This is a genomic window from Kitasatospora sp. NPDC093550, from assembly GCF_044764985.1.
Taxonomy (GTDB): Bacteria; Actinomycetota; Actinomycetes; order Streptomycetales; family Streptomycetaceae; genus Kitasatospora.
The window spans coordinates 37,807-56,033 of sequence record NZ_JBIWJF010000043.1; the positions used below are offsets into that span (position 1 = coordinate 37,807).

The window sequence follows — 18,227 nt, forward strand, 5'->3', positions numbered from 1 at the left end:
GGAGACCGTCATGTCCGATCAGACTTCCTTGAACGGGCCGGACGGCCCGCGCAGCCCCTTCACGAACAAATGGTTCGTCGCCTCCGGAGCCTTCCTCGGGTCCGTCGCCCTGCTGGGGACCTGGGTGGCCCTGAGCGGCGGAGACAACGGCAAGGCCGTCGGCAGCTCCGCGACGGCACCTGCCGGGGTTCCCGCCGGGACACCGGGCGGGAACCCCCCGGGAACGAGCGCCGGGACCCCGACGGTGGGTTCGGGCACCGGTGCCCCCTGCCCCCAGCTTTCCGATACGAACCAGGCTCCGCTGAACATCGGCAACACCTTCGCTGCGGGCGAGCTCGCCTGGAAGGACTTCCACGGCTACCAGCTGCCCGAGTCGCCGTCCTCCGGGCCCGCCGTACGCTCCGGCGAGGTGGCCCGCTGCTACGCCCACACTCCCCGTGGCGCGGTGCTGGCCCTGGCCCAGACCTCGATCCGCAGCTCCAGCGCCGACAACTGGCGCCCCGTCATCGACCAGCAGGTCGCCCCCGGGCCGGAGCGCGAGTCCTACCTGCAGTTCGTCACGGCCGACCGGGTCAACCCGTCCAGGCCGAGCCCGGCGTTCTCGACCATCGGCCAGTACGCCGCCTACCAGGTCAACTCGTACACGGCCGACACTGCCGTGGTGACCTTCGCGATCAAGTTCCCCATGGGCGGCGCCTACCGCACCGTCGTGCTCACCGCGGTGTGGGACGGCGGCGACTGGAAGCAGAAGATGACGCCCAACGGCCAGCAGAGCTCCTCGTTCGGCCAGCAGAAGACCGTCACCGACATGGTCCCGTTCGCGGTGGGGAACTGACGTGTCCGGAAGCTGCATCAACCCCATGAACTGGGGCGACTGCCTGAGCGACGCCGCGGGCGACATGGGCATGAGCGTCGTGCAGAGCATCATCGACTGGTGTATCGACATGGCGGGAAAGGTCGCCGCGGCCGTCACCACCTGGTGGATCAAGGTGCCCACCGGCAACATCGTGCAGTCCAACCAGGACAACGGTCCGATCCAGTGGGTGTGGGCGCACACCCTGTGGATCACGACCTGGATCGCGGTGATGTCCATCCTCTTCGCGGCCGGCCGGCTGGCGATCCAGCGCCGTGCGGAGCCGGCCGTGGACGTCGCCAAGGGCCTCTTCACCATGACCGTGACGACGAGCATGGCCCTCGGGGCGATCGGCATGCTCACCGAGGCCGGTGACCAGTTCTCCTCATGGATCGTCAACCAGGCCACGGACCAGGACTTCGGCAGGGCCGTGGTGGGCTGGCTCACCGTCGCCTCGGAGAACCAGGGCGGCCCGATCCTCGCCCTGATCCTCGCCCTGCTCGCCACCCTGGCCTGCCTGGCCCAGGTCGCGCTGATGCTCGTCCGCACGGCCATGCTCATCCTGCTGTGCGGCACGCTGCCCCTGACCGCAGCCGCCTCGAGTACGCCGTCCGGCCGCCAGACCTTCCAGAAGACCGTCTCCTGGCTGATCGCGTTCCTGCTGTACAAGCCGGTCGCCGCGATCATCTACGCGACCGCCTTCCGCATGATCGCCTCGCTCAAGACGGACCCCGACTCCGGGGGGCTGGTCACCTCGGTGGCCGGCATCGTGCTGATGCTCCTGTCCGTGGTCGCCCTTCCGGCGCTCATGCGCTTCATCACCCCGGTGGTCGGCGCCGCCGGCGGCGGTGGCGGCGGCGGTGGCGGCGCGGCCGCGATGGGGGCGCTCGCCAGCGGGGCGAAGTCCGTCGGCGGCAGCAGGAGCGGTTCCGGCGGGGGCGGCGGCGGATCCGCCCGTTCCGGGCGGGGATCGGGTGGGGGCGGATCCAACCCCAGCGGCTCCAGGCCGGTTCCCGCTCAGGGTGGCTCCTCCCAGGGAGCGCAGGCACCCGCCCAGGGCGCGGCCCGGCAGGCCGCCGAGGGCGCGGCCCAGGGCCAGCAGGGCGCCGCCCAGCAAGGCGCGTCCCAGGGCCAGCAGGGCGCCGCCCAGCAAGGCGCGTCCCAGGGCGCGGCCTCCCAGGGCGCGGCCGCGCAGGGAGCGGCCACGCAGGGCGCCACGCAGGCGGGGGCGGCGGGTGCGGCGAAGGCCCACCCTGCGGTCGCCGCGGCCCAGGCCGCCCAGCAGGCGCACTCCGCCATCAAGCAGACCACCGAGAACACGGCGAACGCGGGAAACAACGGGGGACCCAGTGGCAGCGCTTGACATAGGCCGCCCCAGGACCTACGGCAACTGGCGCAAGCCCAGGTCCCCCGGTATCGGCGGCCTGGGCCTGGCCGGAACGATGGTCATGATGGCCGGGATGATCCTCGTGGTCATCTTCATGGCCATCGACTTCTTCCTGGCCATCGGAGCCGGCGTCCTCGTGGGGCTCAGCCTGCTACCGCTGTTGATCAAGGACAAGTTCGGCCGCAACGGCCTGCAGAGGGGGACTGCGCGCGTGGCGTGGTGGCGTGGGAAGAGTGCCGGGAAGCGCATCTACCGGTCGGGCATCATCGGCCGTACTCCGTACGGGACTTGCCAGCTGCCCGGGCTGGCCGCGGCCTCCAGCCTGGCGCAGTTCCAGGACGCGCACAACCGCCCGTTCGCCATGGTGAGCCTGCCGAGCCTGAACCACCACTCGGTGGTGATCAGCTGTGACGCCGACGGCGCCTCGCTGGTCGACTCCGACCAGGTCGACACCTGGGTGGCGCACTGGGGCCAGTGGCTGTCCTCGCTGGCCCACGAGCCCGGCCTGGTGGCCGCGTCGGTGACGGTGGAAGCCGCTCCCGACCCCGGCAGCCGTCTCAGCGCCGAGGTCCACGGCCACCTCCACCCGCAGGCCCCGCCGCTGGCCCGGCAGGTGCTGGAACAGATCGTCGACTCCTACCCGGCCGGGTCGGCGCTGCTCACCACGCAGATCGCGCTGACCTTCTCGGGCGCGGCCCGCGGCAGCGCGCCGCGCCGGGACGTCGACCAGATGGCCGACGAGATCGGCGCGCGACTGCCCGGCCTGACCGCCGGCCTGGCCATGACGGGTGCCGGCGCGGCCCGCCCGATGACCGCCGGCGACCTCGCCGAGACCGTCCGGGTCGCCTACGACCCGAGCGTGGCGACCCTGGTCGCCGAAGGCCGGGCCGCGGGCGGCACCGGCATCACCTGGGACGACGCCGGCCCGGTCGCGACGGAGGAGTTCTGGTCGCACTACCGGCACGACGGCGCCTGGTCGAAGACCTGGTTCATGGGTGAGGCCCCCCGGGGCGAGGTGTTCTCCAACGTGCTCGCCTCGCTCCTGCTCCCGCACCCCGACGTCACGCGCAAGCGGGTGACGCTGCTGTACCGCCCCCACGACCCGGCGTCCGCCGCGCGGATCGTCGAGAACGACCGCAAGGACGCGCTGTTCCAGGCGCAGCAGGCGGCCGTCGCCGCCGCCCGCGACTCCGTCGCGGTCCGCGCCGCCGACCAGGCCGCCCAGGAGGAGGCGACCGGTGCCGGCCTGGTCCGTTTCGGCATGATCGTCACCGCGACCGTCATGGAGCGCGACGACCTGGCCAAGGCGGACGCGGTCGTGGAGAACCTCTCCACCCCCTCGCGCATCCGGCTGCGCCCGGCGCTCGGCTCCCAGGCCTCCGCCTTCGCGGCGGGGCTGCCGATCGGCATCGTCCTGCCCAACCACCTGCGCGTGCCGCAGGCGGTCCGGGAGGCGATGTGAGCAAGAAGGGGAAGACGCCCGCACCGCCCAGGCCCCGCCGGCCAGGGATGCGCGGCTGGTCCGGCTGGGGCGCCGGCTCGGTCGGCTACGTCGAAGCGCCGGCCGAATGGCGCGGCACCACGGTGCAGGTCTGCGGACTGTGGCCGTTCGTGGCCGGGTCGGGCACCCCGATGGTCGGCGTGCCGATCGGACGCAACACCATCACCGGCGCCTCGCTGTGCTGCGACCCGATCAGCTGGTTCACCCGGGCCAACCTGATCCTCAACCCCAGCGAGTTCGTCCTGGGGCGCCCCGGCCTGGGCAAGAGCACCATCGTGCGCCGCCAGGCGCTCGGCCTGGCGGCGTTCGGCACGCACCCGATGGTCTTCGGGGACCTCAAGCCGGACTACGTCGACCTGATCGAGGCGCTGGGAGGCCAGGTCATCAGCCTCGGGCGCGGGCGCGGCTACCTCAACGCGCTCGACCCCGGCGCCGCCCAGGCGGCCGCCCAGCGACTGACCGGTGACCGGCGCCGCGCGGTGCTGGCCGACATCCACGGGCGACGGCTGAACACGGTGTCCGCGCTGCTGACGATCCTTCGCGGCGAGCCGCCGACGGACCGCGAGGAGACGCTGGTCTCGGGCGCGCTCACGGTCCTCGACGAGCGGCACGAGGGCGTGCCGGTGCTCGCGGACCTGCTCCAGGTGGTCAAGGACGCCCCGGACGCGCTGCGCCACCTGGCGCTGGACCGCGGCAACCTCGGCCGCTACCGGGACATCACCGAGGGCCTGGAGTCGTCGCTGACCGCCCTGTTGGGAGGCGGGCGGCTGGGCGACATGTTCGCGCGGCCCACGAGCGTGCCCATGGAGGTCGACCGGCCGGTCGTGTTCGACGTCTCGGCGATCGACGACAGCGAGGCGCTGCTGCAGGCCGCCGCGCTGCTGACGTGCTGGAGCTACGGCTTCGGCACCATCTCCGCGGTGCAGGCGCTGGCCGACGCCGGCCTCGCCCCCCAGCGCCACTACTTCGTGATCATGGACGAGCTGTGGCGGGTCCTGCGCGCCGGGCGCGGCCTGGTCGACCGCGTCGACGCCCTGACCCGCCTCAACCGGCAGCGCGGTGTCGGCACCGCGATGATCACCCACACCATGAGTGACCTGCTCGCCCTGCCGACGGAGGAGGACCGGATGAAGGCCAAGGGCTTCGTGGAACGGGCCGGCATGGTCATCACCGGTGGTCTGCCGGAGGCGGAGATGCCGCAGCTGACCCAGGTGGTGGGGATGAGCCGCGCCGAGCAGGAGCTGGTCGTGGGCTGGTCCAGTCCGCCGGCCTGGGACTCCTCGACGAACTCCGAGGCGGCCCCTCCCGGGCGCGGGAAGTTCCTGGTCAAGGTCGGCGGTCGGCCGGGCATCCCGGTCTCCGTGGAGCTCACCCAGGCGGAGCTGGCCATCAACGACACCAACCGGCGCTGGGCGGACGTGCGATGACGGCCACCGAAGGGCGCCGGGGCCCGGTCTCCGAGGCCGGGCCGTTCATCGCGCTCGGGGGCCTGCTGCTGGTCGTGGTGAGCGCGGTCGGAGCGTGGCTGGCCGCCCTCCTCGGGGCGCGACTGGCGGGCGTACCCGGCCCGCCGGCCAACCCGTTCGCCTTCGTCATCGCCCTGATCGACGGCTCCTACCGGTGGCCGGGCGGCTACGCGACCGCGATCGCGGCCGGAGCGGGCGCCGTGGTCGTCCTGGTCGCGGTGCTCGTCCTGCGGCAGGCGACCCGTCAGCGCAAGCGGCCGAAGGTCGACCGGGCCGGACGGCACCTGGGACGGGGCAACGACCTGGCCCCCGTCAACCGCCGCGGCGCGGCCGCGACGGCGGCCCGGCTCGGCACCAAGTCGGACCTGCCCGGCGTCTTCATCGGCCGGTCGATCCCCGGTGGCCAGCAGTTGTTCGGCAGCTGGGAGGACATGCACGTCGACATCTGGGGGCCTCGCACCGGCAAGACCACCCGACGCGCGATCCCCGCGATCTGCGACGCGCCCGGCGCGGTGCTGGCGACCTCCAACAAGCGCGACATCGTCGACGCCACCCGGGGCGTGCGCGAGACCACGGGCCGCACCTGGGTGTTCGACCCGCAGAACCGCGCGGGCGAGAGCCCCACCTGGTGGTGGAACCCCCTCAGCTACGTCACCTCCGTGGCGAACGCGCGGAAGATGGCGGCCCACTTCGCCAGCGGCTCCTCCGACGCCGGCGCGAAGACCGACGCCTACTTCACCCCCGCCGGCCAGGACCTGCTCGCGTACCTGATGCTCGCCGCCGCGGTCGACGGCAAGCCGATCACCCAGGTCTACACCTGGCTGACCCGGCCCAAGGACGACACCCCGGAGCGGATCCTGCGTCAGGCCGGCCACCACCTGCCGGCCGACTCGCTGAACGGCGTGATCACCGCCCCGGAGAAGCAGCGCGGCGGCATCTACGGAACCGCCATGCAGATGGCCTCCTGCCTGGTGAACCCGGCGGTCCACCCCTGGATCACCCCCGGGCGCGGCCCGGCCCGGCCCGAATTCAGCCCGGCGGACTTCGCGGTCAGCACCGACACCCTGTACTCGCTCTCCCGCGAGGGCAAGGACAGCGCGGGCCCGCTGGTGACCGCCCTCACCGTCGCCGTCGTCGAGGCGGCAGAGGAGGCCGCCACGACCATGCCGGGCGGGCGCCTGTCCGTGCCCATCGTCGGAGTGCTGGACGAGGCCGCCAACGTCTGCCGGTGGGCCGACCTGCCCGACCTGTACTCGCACTACGGCTCGCGCGGCATCATCCTCATGACGATCCTCCAGTCCTGGGACCAGGGCGTGGAGGTCTGGGGCGAGAAGGGCATGGGCAAGCTCTGGTCCAGCGCGAACCGCCGCGTCTACGGAGGCGGCGTCTCCGACGCCAAGTTCCTCGGGGACCTCAGCACGCTGGCCGGCGAGTACGAGGTCGACACGTACTCCGCGTCCTACGGCGCCAACCAGGGCGGCGGACTGTTCGGCGGCCGCTCCACCAGCCACAGCACCCGGCGCGAGCGGGTGCTCGACGTCTCCGACCTCGCGGCGATGCCACCGGGCCGTGCGCTGCTCCTCGCCTCGGGCGCGCCGCCCGCGCTGGTGGAGACCGTGCCCTGGTGGGAGACCAGGCACGCCGAGGCGGTCAAGGCCTCGCTGGCCAAGTACGACCCGGGGGCGCGGCCGTGAGCGACGACGACTTCGACCTGTGGGACGACGAGGACACCGACGAGGAGGCGCCGCCGGAGCCGGTGTTCGGGACCGTCGAGGAGTTCGTCGTCGACTATCTCGCCCCGATGGTGGCCCGGCGCCTCAACGGCGTGACGCTCACCTGGTGCCCGGACTGGTGGCTGCACGCGGAGGCGATCTCCCGGCTGAACGCGATGTGGCGGGCCTGGGAGAACCTCCGCCTGGACCCGGCGCTCGGGATGTCCACCTGGTGGATCCACCACGCGGACCCGCAACTCCATGTCCTGATGGACCCGGACAACGGCCCGTTCAGCGCGTGCTCCCCGATCGAGGGCCACTCCGAGCACCCGCCGCAGCCGCTGCCGACCAACCCGGCGGACCCGCGGATGTGGCTCGGTACGGCCTTCAGCACCACGGCGGCCGCCGAGCGGATCCCCGAGGACTGACGGCACCTCTGACGGCGGCGGGTGCCGGGACCACGAGGTCCCGGCACCCGCCGCCGTCCGTCCCTCTACCCGAGGCCGTTGCCCTTGCCCTTGGCCGTGCCGCGGTGCGCCCCGGGAGCCGCGGGGCCCGGGGGAGCCGGGGACGCCGCCGGGGTCCGTCCGAAGGACTGGTCGATGCGACTTCTGGCTTCCTTGCTCGTCGGACCGAGCGCGTTCCGTGCCTGCGGGGACAGTTTCGGTGTTGCCCGTCCGGCTTTGGCTTCGAGGGCCTTCTGGGAACCCCGGCGGCGCCCGGGTGCCGATGCGGCCCGGGCCTGCGCCGGGCCCACCGGGGCCGCCTGGGCCGGAGCCGGTGCGGGGGCAGGCGCGGGGGTGGCCGGCCCCTCCGGGGCGGGCGGCGCGCTCCCGGCGCCGGCGGCGGTGCCCGCGGTCGGCGGTGTGGTAGAGTACCCGGCCCACACCGGGTCGTCGCCCCAGGCGCTCTGGTGCGCCTCGGCCACCTGTTCCCTGGTCACGCCCGGTGGCAGGGCGCTCGGGTCGCTCGAATCGCTCGCCGCCAGGCGGTCGGCCTGGGCTTCGACGACGACGGCGGCGCGGCTGTCGATGTCCGCCGAAGCCCGCAACTGGTCGGCACCCTTGGCCAGGCCGTCGATCCTCGCCTCCTGCCGGGCGGCGGCCTCCGGAGTCAAGGGCGGCGGTCCCGACTTGATCTGCGCGATCCTGTCCTCGTTCCGCAGCGCCTGCTCGTTCTTCTCCAGTGCCCGACGATGGAGCTCCAGCGCCTGCCGGCGCACGTGGTCCGGCTCGCCCCTGTCCTCGACGTCGGCCATGCTCTCCAACGCGCGCGCCGCCTCGGCCCGGTCGACGTCCCCGTGCAGCTCGATGCCGTAGTGGTTGACGAGCTGTCCGTTCACCGCGTCGAGCGCCTGGTCCCGGGCCGCCCCGGGCTGCCAGCCGTTGACCTCGCTCCACACCCCGGCGGCCTCGGCCGGGCTCGCCTCGGCCATCCAGCCCTGGTCCAGCCGGGCGCGCAGCGCTGCGCCGGCGTAGACCAGGTCCGGGTCCTCACCCCGCTGCTCGGCCGCCACGGCCTGCCCGTGCAGGCTCAGCCGCGCCTGGTGCAGACGCTCGCGAACGACCTCCCGTTGGAGGGCGTCGACCTGCCGGGCGTGCTCCCCCTCCGGCAGCTCGGCCGGATCCGTGTCCGCCAGGCGGTCCCGCGCCTCCTGCCACCTGTCCGCCCGCTCACCGGCCCGCCGGTGCTCGGCGCCGACCGCGTGCAGGACCTCCGCGGCGCCGGCCTCCTGCGTGCCCGCGACCACCCGGCGTTGGCGCTCCCTCTCGGCGTCGAGGAGCTCCGGAACCCGCCGCGCCTCCACCACGGCGAGCGGGTCCCGGCCGCCGACGGGACCGCCCGTGTTCTCGTAAACGCGGATCACCACGCCGTCGCCGAGCGGCGCGTCCGATCCGGCGGCCCACTGCTCGTGGGCGTGGGCGGCGACGAGGTCGGGAGCCTCCCAGTCGTGCCCGCGGACCTCGCCGGTGGCCAGCTGGGTGTCCGACGCCGGGTCCTCGATGACGTACAGATAGCTGGTCTGACCGATCTCGGCGGCTTCCTCCCGGCCGGCCCGGGCCCTCTCGTGCAGGTTCGGGTCCGACAGGGCGATGGCGCGGGAGAGGTCCTGCACCGGCAGCATCTCGTCCGGGACGAGCAGCCCGAACTTCTCCTGGATCCTGGCCCGCATGTGGTGCAGCGCGGCGGCGGCCTGCGGATCGGAGCCGCCCCACTCGTAGGCCGTCTGCCAGGCCTGGCCGAGCGGGCGCATCCCCTCGGGAGTCGGTTCCAGTTCGTCCCAGAACCGTTCGTCGTAGGGCGCCCGCAGCCACGGCTCCGCGGCGGCGCGCTCGCGCCAGTGCTTCTCGGCGGCCGCCTCCCGCTCTCGCTCCCATCGCTCGCGGCGCGCCCGGGCGGCGTTCTCGGCGGCCATGGTGGCCAGTGTCAGGACCAGCTTGACCATCGCGTCGGCGCTGTTGGCGACGGCCATCTCGACCTCGCCGCTGTGCACCCGCTCGTACGGGTCGATCACGTCAATCCCCTCCCTCGTCCCCTCGGTGTGCCGGCGTCAGATCTCCGCACCGCTGCCCCGGGCGGGCCCGGCGGCCGTCGGCGCGGGCCGGGCCGGATCGGGCGGCACCGCCGCGGGCGCGGCCACACCGGCCACCGGCTTCACCCCCACGGAGGCGAGGTCGGCCTGGGCACGGCCCGCGGCCGGCTCGGCAGCCGCGGCCGGAGCGGACCGCTCCGCCGCGCCGTCCTGACGCCCTGCGGCGAATTCGCGGGCCGCGGTCGCGAACCTGGTCAGCAGCCGCTGGGTCACCCGGTCGGCTTCGAAGGTCTGCGCCAGCCGATCCGTCGCCCTGGACACCGTGTCGGCGGTGTCCCGCAGCACGGATCCGAAGAACTCCCGCCAGCGCCTGTCCTTGGAGATCTCCGGGTAGTGGTCCCCGGCGACCTTCTGCACGACCTCCCTGATCCGGTCGGGGCCCTTCACGGCCTTCCTCAGGTCCTGCCAGGCCCGCCCGGGCTCGGACCTGGCGTAGTGCTGCGCCATCTGCTGCTGTGCCTGGCTGAACGCGCCCTTGTACCGGCGGGCCAGTTCGGGGAACACCTTGTCCGCCCGCGCGAGGTCCGTCCGTTCGGGCACCGGCGGCTGGAACGGCTGGGACGGCTCGGACGGGGCCGGGACGTCGTCGTCGAGGCCCAGGGCGGCCCGGGTCTTCGCGAGGGCAGCCATGTGGGCGTCGAACTCCCGGGCCACGAGGTCGGCTGCGTCGGGTGACAGGCGTTCGGAGAGGTACAGCCGGAACGCGCCGAAGGAGCTGTGCAGGTCGTCGTAGACGAGGTCGCCGAAGGCGGAGGTCGGCTCGTCCGTGGCGCCCGGCTCGTCCGCCGCCTCCGGTGCGGACACCGCCTCCGGTACCTCGGCGGCGACGGACCCGTCGGTACCGGGCCGGTCTATCGGGGGTTCGATCCTGGCATCTGTCACAACGGTTCCTTCCGGTGATCCTCACTGGCCAGCGTATGGTGACGGCGCATCAGCGTCCCGCTCCGGGGCGCCGCATCAGTGGGTACGGCCCGTTCCGCTCAAGCCGGCCGGTCCCCGTGCTGGTCGAGTGCCATCGCCAGCAAGGAGACCGCGTAGGTCTCGTCCTCGGCGAGCCAGGGCAGGCCGTCGTCGGAGTCGATGACCGCCCGGCCGTCGATGAACGACGCCCAGCCTGCGCCGGACGTCTCGACCCATCCGGCCAGCTGCCGGTCCCGCCTGCGCACGGCGAACACGGTGCGGTCGTCCCAGCCCTCGATCAGGAACGCGCCGTTCTGCGCGCTCCAGGTGGCGGTCGGGGCACCCAGGCCGCGTAGGACCGGAGCGGTCGACGTCCTCTCGGTGGCGAGTGCCAGGCGCAGCCGCTCCGGGGAACCGGCGGTGTCCGTCCGCGCGACAGACACTCCAGCCGATCCGACGCGCGTCGAATCGGAAGGGGTGTCGGCGGCGGTCGAGGCGCCTCCTGAATCGACCTCAGATCCGACGCGCGTCGATTCCGGGGCGGAGCCGCCCGGGGCTACCGCGATCCCACCGGACGCACCCGCCGGCGCCGTCCGGGCAGTGGAGGCCGGTGGTGCCGACGCGTCGCCCGCCGCCTGCGCGGGGGTGGGGGTAACCCGGGCCACGGGGCCACCGGAATCGACGTGCGTCGATTCCGGTGGGACCTCGTCGACGCTGGTCGCGGCGGCGAGGTCCGGGATGGAGACGGGGTCGGCCTCCTCCGGCACCGACTCGCCGGCTCCGGCGGGCGCGGGAGACGGGGCGGCCGCGGCCGGAGCGCGGCTCGAATCGACGCGAGCCGATTCCAGGAGGCCGTCGCCGCGGGCCGCGACACCAGCCGATCCGACGCGCGTCGATTCCATCGGAGCGCCCTCACCGCCGGCCGCCGGGCCCGCGGAGTCCTCCCCGGCGGCGCCCTCCACGCGGGCGGCCACCATCTCGTGGCGCAGCACGTGAGCCCTGCGCACCAAGGCCTGCGTCGCGCTGGTGACACTGCTCTCCAACAGGCCCAGCGCCCGCTCGCCACTCGCGTCCGGCCCACCCCGGCCGGCCTCATCGAGCCGCTCCAGATAGCGGGCCACGCTGCGCCGTATGCCGTCGGCCAAGCCCAGCAGCTCCCGGTCGCCGGCCTCCGCCGGGTCCGGAATTTCGACGCGCGACGAAATGAGGGCTTCCGCGACGGCGTTGCGCTGCCCTTCGGCACGACGTCGGCGGTAGGCCTTCGAAGAGCAGGAGCGGCCGCAGTAGACGGGCCGGCGGCCGGGGCCTGTGGCCCGCAACGGGCTGCCGCACTCCGGGCACGACGGCCCGGGGCCGGCGGGGGCGATTGCCCGCGCGTCCTTTTCCTCGGAGGTGTCGATTCCGCGCGCGTCGATTTCGCGTGAGGGGCCGGAGCCCCGCGCGTCGATTGCGTCTGAGGGGCCGGAGCCCCGTGCGTCGATTCCCCCGATGGAGCCGATTCCGCGCGAGTCGAAACTCTGTTCCATGGTCGGGGATCGTAGCCGTCTGCCCCGACAGGCCACGACCGCTTTGACGACCCCGCCCTGACACACCGTCGGCCCGTCCGGAGAGCGCGGTTCGTCCGGCAGTTCGTCCAGGACGGCACGGCCGCGAAGAGACGCGCACCCAGCACGCGCGGAGACAGACCGAGACCGAACCCGCGGACGCCCGGGTACGGGTTCGACGGGTCAGTCCCGGTCGTCCGGTACCGCCCAGGCGGCCAGACCGCCGGGCCCGAGACGACGGCGCGAAGCGGGCACGGCGGGCCGCTCGACGACGGGCCGCTCGATGACCGGGGCACGTTCGACCGCGAGCCGACGGGCCTGGCCGTCCGCCGGAACGGTCGTGACGTCGGCTTGCTCGGAGGAGGGCAGCCACAACGGGCGCCGGCCAGAACTCATGGCCGCCAGTCTCCCAGCTCCCGCACCGTCCGCCGCCGGACCGCCCAACATCCGACGGAACCGCTCGGCCGGGGCCCCGCGACACGACCCCGCAGCCCTACAGCTCCACGTCCATCCAAGCGATGTCGTTCAGCTCGACGTCGAGCCCGGCGGCGCGACGCCCGCCGTCCCCGAAGTAGTGCTCCCGCAAGGCGTCCGCGAGCAACGCCTCCTGCTCCGCCTGCGGCGCCCCGGCATCCCGCGCCGCGTAGAGACGGCGTGCCACCTCACCGGGCATCTGCTGCGTGATCACCCGGGGACGGGGGTCGTCCGTGGAGCCCCCGGCCGCGCTGAAACCGAACGTCGCGGAGATGTGCAGCATGAATCCCCGCTGCTCGGCCGCACGCCGCACACGCTGCCTCACTCGCGGCTGCCACGCCGCCCGGACCTTTCTCTCGATGGCCTCGGCGGCAGCCGGCTTCGGGACCGCCTGCCCTTTGAGCCAGCGCTGCACGGTGCGCTGGGAGACACCCAGGTCGGTCGCGAGCCGCTTGGTCGAGCCCTTGGCCCCTCTGAGGAGGAACCGCATCCGGGCCTGGACGGACTGCGGGATCGGACGGGTCCGCTCGGCGCGCTCCAGACCCTCGTCGATCTCCCGGCTCACGCTGCTTCCTTCCCGGCCGCCGAAGCGGCGGCTCCTGCTGGCTGATGGTCATGGTGCGGGCCCGCTCGCCGGTCCGGCTACTCGTCGTGGGAGACCCGGCCACCGCTCTTGATGTGCCGACCGGGATTGACCCCGTCCGCGAGCAGCTCCAGGACTTCCGGCATCGGCCGGGAGCCCTCGAACTTCACGTGCCCGGGCGACACGCCCAGGCGCAGCGCGGTGGTGAGGGTGCCGTCGGGGCGGGCGAGGACGTCCAGGGCGTCCGGGCCGGAGGAGGCGAAGACGGCGCAGTCGGAGAGTACGGCGAAGGCGTGCAGGCCGGTCTCGGCGGCCATCTTGCGCAGCTTGCGGTGGAAGTTGACGGTGGCGGTGTCGATGACCAGGGCCCGCATCAGGGGGTCCCAGGTCGGGCGCTCCAGGGCGGCCCAGCGCTGGCCGGGCTTGTAGCCGTGGCCGCGGGGACGTTCGCGGAACTTGCCGATCGTGCCCTTGGCGGTCTGCTTGACCGCATGGAGCACCGCCAGCTCCGCCGCATCGCCCTGCCCGAGCCGGGCCATGGCGTCCAGGAAGGCGAACGGATCCTGCCCGGCGAGGTCGAGTGGGACGCCGAGGCCGGCCATGGTGTCCAGATAGGCCTGCCGCAGACGCTTGTGCCACGGGTCGAGGTAGGGGCCGCACTCGCGGCGAAGCCAGCCCTCCACGGGCCGCACGTCGGCGCCGAGCTCGACGGCGTAGGCGACCTTCACCGTCGAGTACCAGGCGGGCGCGGTCGGCCGGGAGCCGTCCGGCGTGAACGGGCTCGGAAGCAGCGGATCGGTCTCCACATGCGACAGGTCGACCAGCCAGCTGCCGGGGATCTTCTTGTCGAAGACCGGCCGGAGCTCGTGCACCGGCCCGCCGAGGGGGAGCGTCAGCCGGCCCGCGGCCGCGAGGAAAGCCATGTTCACATCCAGGCCGACCGCAAACTGAGCCACCCGCTCCTCCTCACCGAGGGGGCGGTGCCAGTCCCACGCCTCCGTGACGAGCTCCCCGCCGGCCTCGCGCCCTTCGGCCAGCGGATGGACGTCCGGGACCTCCGGCGGCGCCGGGTCGAACGCCTCCCTGGGCCGTGAACCCTCCACAGCGCCGGACGACCAGCCGGCCTCGCTGCGCACCGCCTTCGTGGGCGGGCGTAGCGCGGTGACCAGCTCCAGGCCGCAGACGGCGGTGGAGCCGCGAGGGGTGAGGACGCGGGTGGCGTAGGTGCCGAGCAGGCGGGCCAGGTCCGGCGCGCCGAGGCCGTCGGGGATCTGCCAGCCGCCGGAGGCGAGGGCGCCCCAGGCGGGGACGCACAGCTGGACGCAGACGCGCTTGCCGTCCTCGGGGGCGCGGTAGACGCGGGCCCAGGGGCCCAGACCGCGCTGGGTGAGCAGCCAGCCGGCCTTCGCCAGGGCTTTGACCTGCTTGTGGGCGTCGGGCAGGCGGCCCAGGCGCGGCACGAACTCGGTCTTCTCGTCCCGGCCCATCGGCGGCAGGCCGAGCTCGGCGAGTGCGGCGTCGGTCAGCACGACCAGGGCGTCGCCGTCCTTGCCGTGCCGGTGCAGCCGTGCCTGGCCGAGCCTGGTCTCCAGCGCCCACTCGACCACGTCGGCGAGCGTGCGTCCGCCCGGCGCGGTGGGCGCCGGGCTGCCGTCGGCCAGGTACGCGGCCAGGCCCCGGCCGTCCGGGGAGGCGTCCACGACCGCGAGCGGCCCGGACGGGAAGCGCGCCGCGGCCGCCGCTTCCCAGTCGGCCGGGCCCGCCGCAGGGGCGCTCTTCTTCGCCGCGGCCTTACGGGCCCGTGGGGCCGCGGGCTGGGGTGATGCCGCGGTGGGTCGCGGCGCGGCCGTTGGAGCATCCTGGCGGGCCGCACCGGCGGGCAGGGCTGCCGGGCCGGGCGGAGCGGGCTGGGAGACAGCGGGGGAGGACGCCGCAGGCGCCGAAGCGTTCGCGCACCACCCGCCCATGTGCACCGGACGGCCGCCGGCGCGGTACGGGGTCGGGCGCCCGCACCGCACGCACGGCTCCGGGGCCCCGGAGACGAGGTCCCCGACGGGGGTCCGGTCGAGCTCAACGGCCTGGTCCTGCTGACCGCCGAACGCCGGCGGGACTGCGGGGGAGACGGCCGCCTGGACAGGCACGGCCGCCGTCGGCGCGGACGGGGGCGTGGGCTCAGCCGCAGAGGCCGATGGGACGAGGCCGGCGGCCTGCGCCCGCAGCAGCCACTCGGTGGGCTCCACCGTGCCGTGCCGCAGCGCGAGCGTCGCCAGGAACCGGATGTAGACCTCACGCTTGGGAGGCCGCGGCTCCGTCGCCCCGGCCTCCCAGCGCACGATCGTCTCCCGGCGGGTCTTCAGCGCGGCCGCCAGCTCCTCCTGCGTGTACTCGCCGAGCTTGCGCAGCCGCTCCCGCTCCGCCGGCACAGGCAGGTCTTCCACCGGCCGCGGACGCTCCAGCAGCGCGTCGATCGCCGAGAACAGGTCATCACTCACGACCACACCTCCACGGCACACACCCTAGCCTGAAAGTCACTTCTGGAACGCACATCGCTAGGGGTGTAGCCGAGTCGCCCCAGGCGGGCGCAGCGCCGGACGCCATGCCAGCGCGGCAGGACGGCCGCGCTGGCAGGCAGGGCCACTCTCACCGGGCCGGAGTTCCAGGCGGTCTGCTCGAGGCCGGTCTTCCCCGTGGAGCTGGGCCGTGAAGAGCTTGCGGTGACCCGGCCCGGCGCGGCCGTTCCAGGCATGTGCCTGAGTGCGGGACAAGCCAGGCCGGCACAGGACAGGAGAAAGGTGAACGACTCCTGGGACAGCAGTCCGAGCGTCCGCAGCGGCCGGTTCCTCGGTGCTGCCCGACGGCACGAATCGCGCGGGACTCAGCGCCGCCCGGACTGCGGACGGGCCGTCGGCCGGGGCCGGGCAAGCCGCTCTCACCCACTCCTGCCGGGCGCCGGCTCGTCTGGGAGCGCAGTCTGAAACGAAAGGCTGCCCTCCTGCATAAGCCGCCCGAGCGCGCCGGTCACCGGCACAGACCCGCTGGCACCGGCCACCCGGCTTCCCGGAGCCGGCGGAGATGGGCAGGGGTGCCCGTGACGCCCCGCCAGCGGCTGCCAGGCCGGACGCTGGCCATACGGGCCGCCCGTGCGTGGCGACCTCCGCCCGGCCCCGGCTGGCCCGCCCGGACCCGCCCCCTGTACGACCAAAAAAGAGCGAGCTATGTCAATGCGCTTCGCTTATGGGTTTCTGAGGGTCCCTCACTCTGACCTGTGGTCCGGTTCTGTGTGTCCGTAGGCTGGTTGGCGGCCGCGTCTGCGGCAGGGCCGTCCCGTGCCGCCGACGAGTGCGCGAGGTGGCGCCGTCTTGCCTGAGAGGAAGGACCGGAAGTGGTTCGGGGGACACCTGGTCGTGCCCGCAAGCACTGCGTGAGTGTGCGTCTCAACGAGGAGGAACTGAAGCGCTGGGAGGCGGCGCGTGATGCGACCGAGCGGAAGGAGCTGGGGGCGTGGACGCGGGCGGTCGTGGAGGAGGCCCTGCAGGGCCACCCCGGGGTCCCGGGTGATGTGCCCAGGGTTCCGGAGGTCAATGAGGCCGCGTACGAGCAACTGGTGCAGGCGGCTGCTCAGCTCAATGAGCTGATGCGGCTTCTGCGTGCTGGCGGCCATGCCGGAGCGGACATCGAGCAGGCGATCGCCGGTATAGGGGACGCCGCCATGGCGGTTCGCGGCATGGAGCCTGCCGGGCGGAAGCCCCGTCAGGGGGCCAAGTGATCGCGAAGATCACCAAGGGGCGCCGGGCCACAGCGGCCCTGCGCTACGACTTCGGTCCGGGTCGGCGGGAGGAACACGTCGACCCCCGCCTGGTGGCAGGCAACGTGCCTGGCACGGCCAGCCAGGTCGCGGACATGATCGACCGCCACACCGCCTACCGCCAGGGCCTGGCCAAGCCCATCTGGCGATGCGCCCTTCGGACCGCCCCCGAAGACCGGATCATGGACGACGCCGAGTGGGGGCGGATCGCCGAGCACTACGTCCAGGCGATGGGCTACGGGCGCTGCCCGTGGGTGGCGGTACGCCACGGTGAGGACCACATCCACCTGACCATCAGCCGGCTCGCCTGGAACGGCACCCTGATCCCGGACGGCTTCGACTACAGGAAATCCCGTCCGATCGTCCGCGGCATCGAACGCCGGCACCGGCTCGTCAACGCGGAGCTGCGGAGCGACCGGATCGCCCCTCAGATCACCATGCAGGAACGCACCGCCAGCGAACGGCGCGGCAGCACGCAGCCGGAGCGCGAACGGGTCCGGTACCTGGTGCGGGTCGCCCGCGACACCGCGGCAGCTGGCGGGCGGCCCGCGTTCGAGCAGGCGCTGGAGGAGGCCGGAGTCCTCTGGCGGGCGCACACCACCCCTGCCGGCGAGATGCGGGGCTACTCCTTCAGTGTCGCCGGATGGCTGGACGCGGTGGGCGCACAGATCTGGGTGGCGGCCTCCAAGGTCGCTAAGGACCTGAGCTGGAACGAACTGCGGGGGGACCTGGAGGAAGAACCCCCCGCCCGGGAAGTGGCGGGGCAGTTGTAGGCGGGCCCCTGCCCTTCGGGCGGGCCCCTGCCCTTCGGGCGGGCCCCTGCCCTTCGGGCGGGCCCCTGCCCTTCGGGCGGGCCCCTGCCCTTCGGGCGGGTGTGCCGGGGGCGGGGCTCTTGCGAGTTCCCCGCCCCCGGCGGCTGTCAGATCTCGGTACCGGCGTCGAGGGTGACCGTGTAGTTCTCGGCGGGCGGGTTCAGGGTCAGGTGCACGGGGGTGACTTCGATCGTGTGGATGCGCTTCCCCTCCTTGTTCTCGTACGACCCGCCCCGGATGTCGGCGACATCCACGGTGACCATGCGCTTCAGCGGCACGAGCTTCTGAAGCATCGTCCGGTTGCGCGGAAGGTCCTTCAGCTCCTCGGCCGTGACGTCGTCCGCCCACACCGTGAGGTAGGTGTGCCGCACGTTCCCGGTCACCTGGTAGCCCGGCAGGAACCGGGTGACATCAACCGCGACGCGGACCCAGACGCTCCCGTCCGCGCGGGTGCCCTCCGAGATGCCGGTGATCAGACCGCTCATCGAGCACAGCTTGAAGCCGTCAACCAGGTTCTCGGCTGCGGAACGCTTCATGGTGTTTCCTCCTGAAAGGGATTCGGCTGGTGTCGTCCGGGGGTCTGCCGCCCCCTTCCGA

At 73.5% G+C, this 18,227-nt stretch carries 15 protein-coding genes; 8 read left to right on the forward strand and 7 right to left on the reverse strand.

Annotated features, from left to right (window positions below; genetic code table 11):
• The first annotated feature begins 10 nt into the window (after positions 1-10).
• Genes ACIRD3_RS37620 through ACIRD3_RS37645 form a run of 6 tightly spaced genes read left to right on the forward strand, consistent with a single transcriptional unit; the run spans position 11 to position 7,347 of the window.
• A complete protein-coding gene (locus ACIRD3_RS37620) occupies positions 11-835 on the forward strand; it encodes a hypothetical protein (protein WP_402225868.1) in 825 nt (274 codons plus the stop codon).
• A gap of 1 nt (position 836) precedes the next feature.
• A complete protein-coding gene (locus ACIRD3_RS37625; protein ID WP_402225871.1) occupies positions 837-2,216 on the forward strand; it encodes a hypothetical protein in 1,380 nt (459 codons plus the stop codon).
• Positions 2,203-3,702, forward strand: coding sequence for an SCO6880 family protein (locus ACIRD3_RS37630; protein ID WP_402225874.1), 1,500 nt, complete (start codon positions 2,203-2,205; stop codon positions 3,700-3,702). The genes ACIRD3_RS37625 and ACIRD3_RS37630 overlap by 14 nt, the downstream gene beginning before the upstream one ends.
• Positions 3,699-5,168, forward strand: coding sequence for an ATP/GTP-binding protein (locus ACIRD3_RS37635; protein WP_402225877.1), 1,470 nt, complete (start codon positions 3,699-3,701; stop codon positions 5,166-5,168). The genes ACIRD3_RS37630 and ACIRD3_RS37635 overlap by 4 nt, the downstream gene beginning before the upstream one ends.
• Complete coding sequence (locus ACIRD3_RS37640; protein WP_402225878.1) at positions 5,165-6,901, forward strand: type IV secretory system conjugative DNA transfer family protein; 1,737 nt, start codon at positions 5,165-5,167, stop codon at positions 6,899-6,901. Before ACIRD3_RS37635 ends, ACIRD3_RS37640 begins: the two co-directional genes overlap by 4 nt.
• A complete protein-coding gene (locus ACIRD3_RS37645; RefSeq protein ID WP_402225881.1) occupies positions 6,898-7,347 on the forward strand; it encodes a DUF4913 domain-containing protein in 450 nt (149 codons plus the stop codon). The genes ACIRD3_RS37640 and ACIRD3_RS37645 overlap by 4 nt, the downstream gene beginning before the upstream one ends.
• A gap of 65 nt (positions 7,348-7,412) precedes the next feature.
• Here ACIRD3_RS37645 and ACIRD3_RS37650 read toward each other — a convergent pair whose 3' ends face one another.
• The 6 genes from ACIRD3_RS37650 to tap all read right to left on the reverse strand — a co-directional run bounded on the left by ACIRD3_RS37650 (position 7,413) and on the right by tap (position 15,505).
• On the reverse strand, positions 7,413-9,434 hold the full coding sequence (locus ACIRD3_RS37650) for a hypothetical protein (RefSeq protein WP_402225883.1): 2,022 nt from the start codon (positions 9,432-9,434) through the stop codon (positions 7,413-7,415).
• 36 nt (positions 9,435-9,470) lie between these two features.
• Positions 9,471-10,394, reverse strand: coding sequence for a hypothetical protein (locus ACIRD3_RS37655; protein WP_402225886.1), 924 nt, complete (start codon positions 10,392-10,394; stop codon positions 9,471-9,473).
• A gap of 98 nt (positions 10,395-10,492) precedes the next feature.
• Positions 10,493-11,938 carry a zinc ribbon domain-containing protein gene (locus tag ACIRD3_RS37660; protein WP_402225888.1) on the reverse strand — a complete coding sequence of 482 codons (1,446 nt, stop codon included), beginning with the start codon at positions 11,936-11,938 and terminating at the stop codon, positions 10,493-10,495.
• A 201-nt stretch (positions 11,939-12,139) separates the two neighbouring features.
• Complete coding sequence (locus ACIRD3_RS37665) at positions 12,140-12,352, reverse strand: hypothetical protein (protein WP_402225890.1); 213 nt, start codon at positions 12,350-12,352, stop codon at positions 12,140-12,142.
• Between the two features lie 97 nt (positions 12,353-12,449).
• Positions 12,450-12,995 (reverse strand): telomere-protecting terminal protein Tpg, encoded by a 546-nt coding sequence (gene tpg / locus ACIRD3_RS37670; RefSeq protein ID WP_402225891.1) that lies wholly within the window; start codon positions 12,993-12,995, stop codon positions 12,450-12,452.
• A 77-nt stretch (positions 12,996-13,072) separates the two neighbouring features.
• Positions 13,073-15,505, reverse strand: a complete 2,433-nt coding sequence (tap, locus tag ACIRD3_RS37675; protein WP_402225894.1) for a telomere-associated protein Tap — start codon at positions 15,503-15,505, stop codon at positions 13,073-13,075.
• A 935-nt stretch (positions 15,506-16,440) separates the two neighbouring features.
• Between tap and ACIRD3_RS37680 the strand changes: the two genes are divergently transcribed.
• Together ACIRD3_RS37680 and ACIRD3_RS37685 are read left to right on the forward strand one after the other, a co-directional pair.
• Entirely contained in the window at positions 16,441-16,779 is a 339-nt protein-coding gene (locus tag ACIRD3_RS37680) for a hypothetical protein (protein WP_402225897.1), read from the forward strand.
• Complete coding sequence (locus ACIRD3_RS37685; RefSeq protein WP_402225898.1) at positions 16,776-17,591, forward strand: relaxase/mobilization nuclease domain-containing protein; 816 nt, start codon at positions 16,776-16,778, stop codon at positions 17,589-17,591. The genes ACIRD3_RS37680 and ACIRD3_RS37685 overlap by 4 nt, the downstream gene beginning before the upstream one ends.
• A gap of 146 nt (positions 17,592-17,737) precedes the next feature.
• Here ACIRD3_RS37685 and ACIRD3_RS37690 read toward each other — a convergent pair.
• Positions 17,738-18,227: hypothetical protein (locus ACIRD3_RS37690; RefSeq protein ID WP_402225901.1), on the reverse strand; the 490-nt coding region annotated here is incomplete at its 5' end.

What these genes read in the sequence shown, in the direction of transcription:
- ACIRD3_RS37665 (WP_402225890.1), bottom strand. Translation starts at nt 12,352, where the DNA reads ATGAGTTCTGGCCGGCGCCCGTTGTGGCTGCCCTCCTCCGAGCAAGCC.
- ACIRD3_RS37660 (WP_402225888.1), bottom strand. Translation starts at nt 11,938, where the DNA reads ATGGAACAGAGTTTCGACTCGCGCGGAATCGGCTCCATCGGGGGAATC.
- ACIRD3_RS37640 (WP_402225878.1), top strand. Translation starts at nt 5,165, where the DNA reads ATGACGGCCACCGAAGGGCGCCGGGGCCCGGTCTCCGAGGCCGGGCCG.
- ACIRD3_RS37620 (WP_402225868.1), top strand. Translation starts at nt 11, where the DNA reads ATGTCCGATCAGACTTCCTTGAACGGGCCGGACGGCCCGCGCAGCCCC.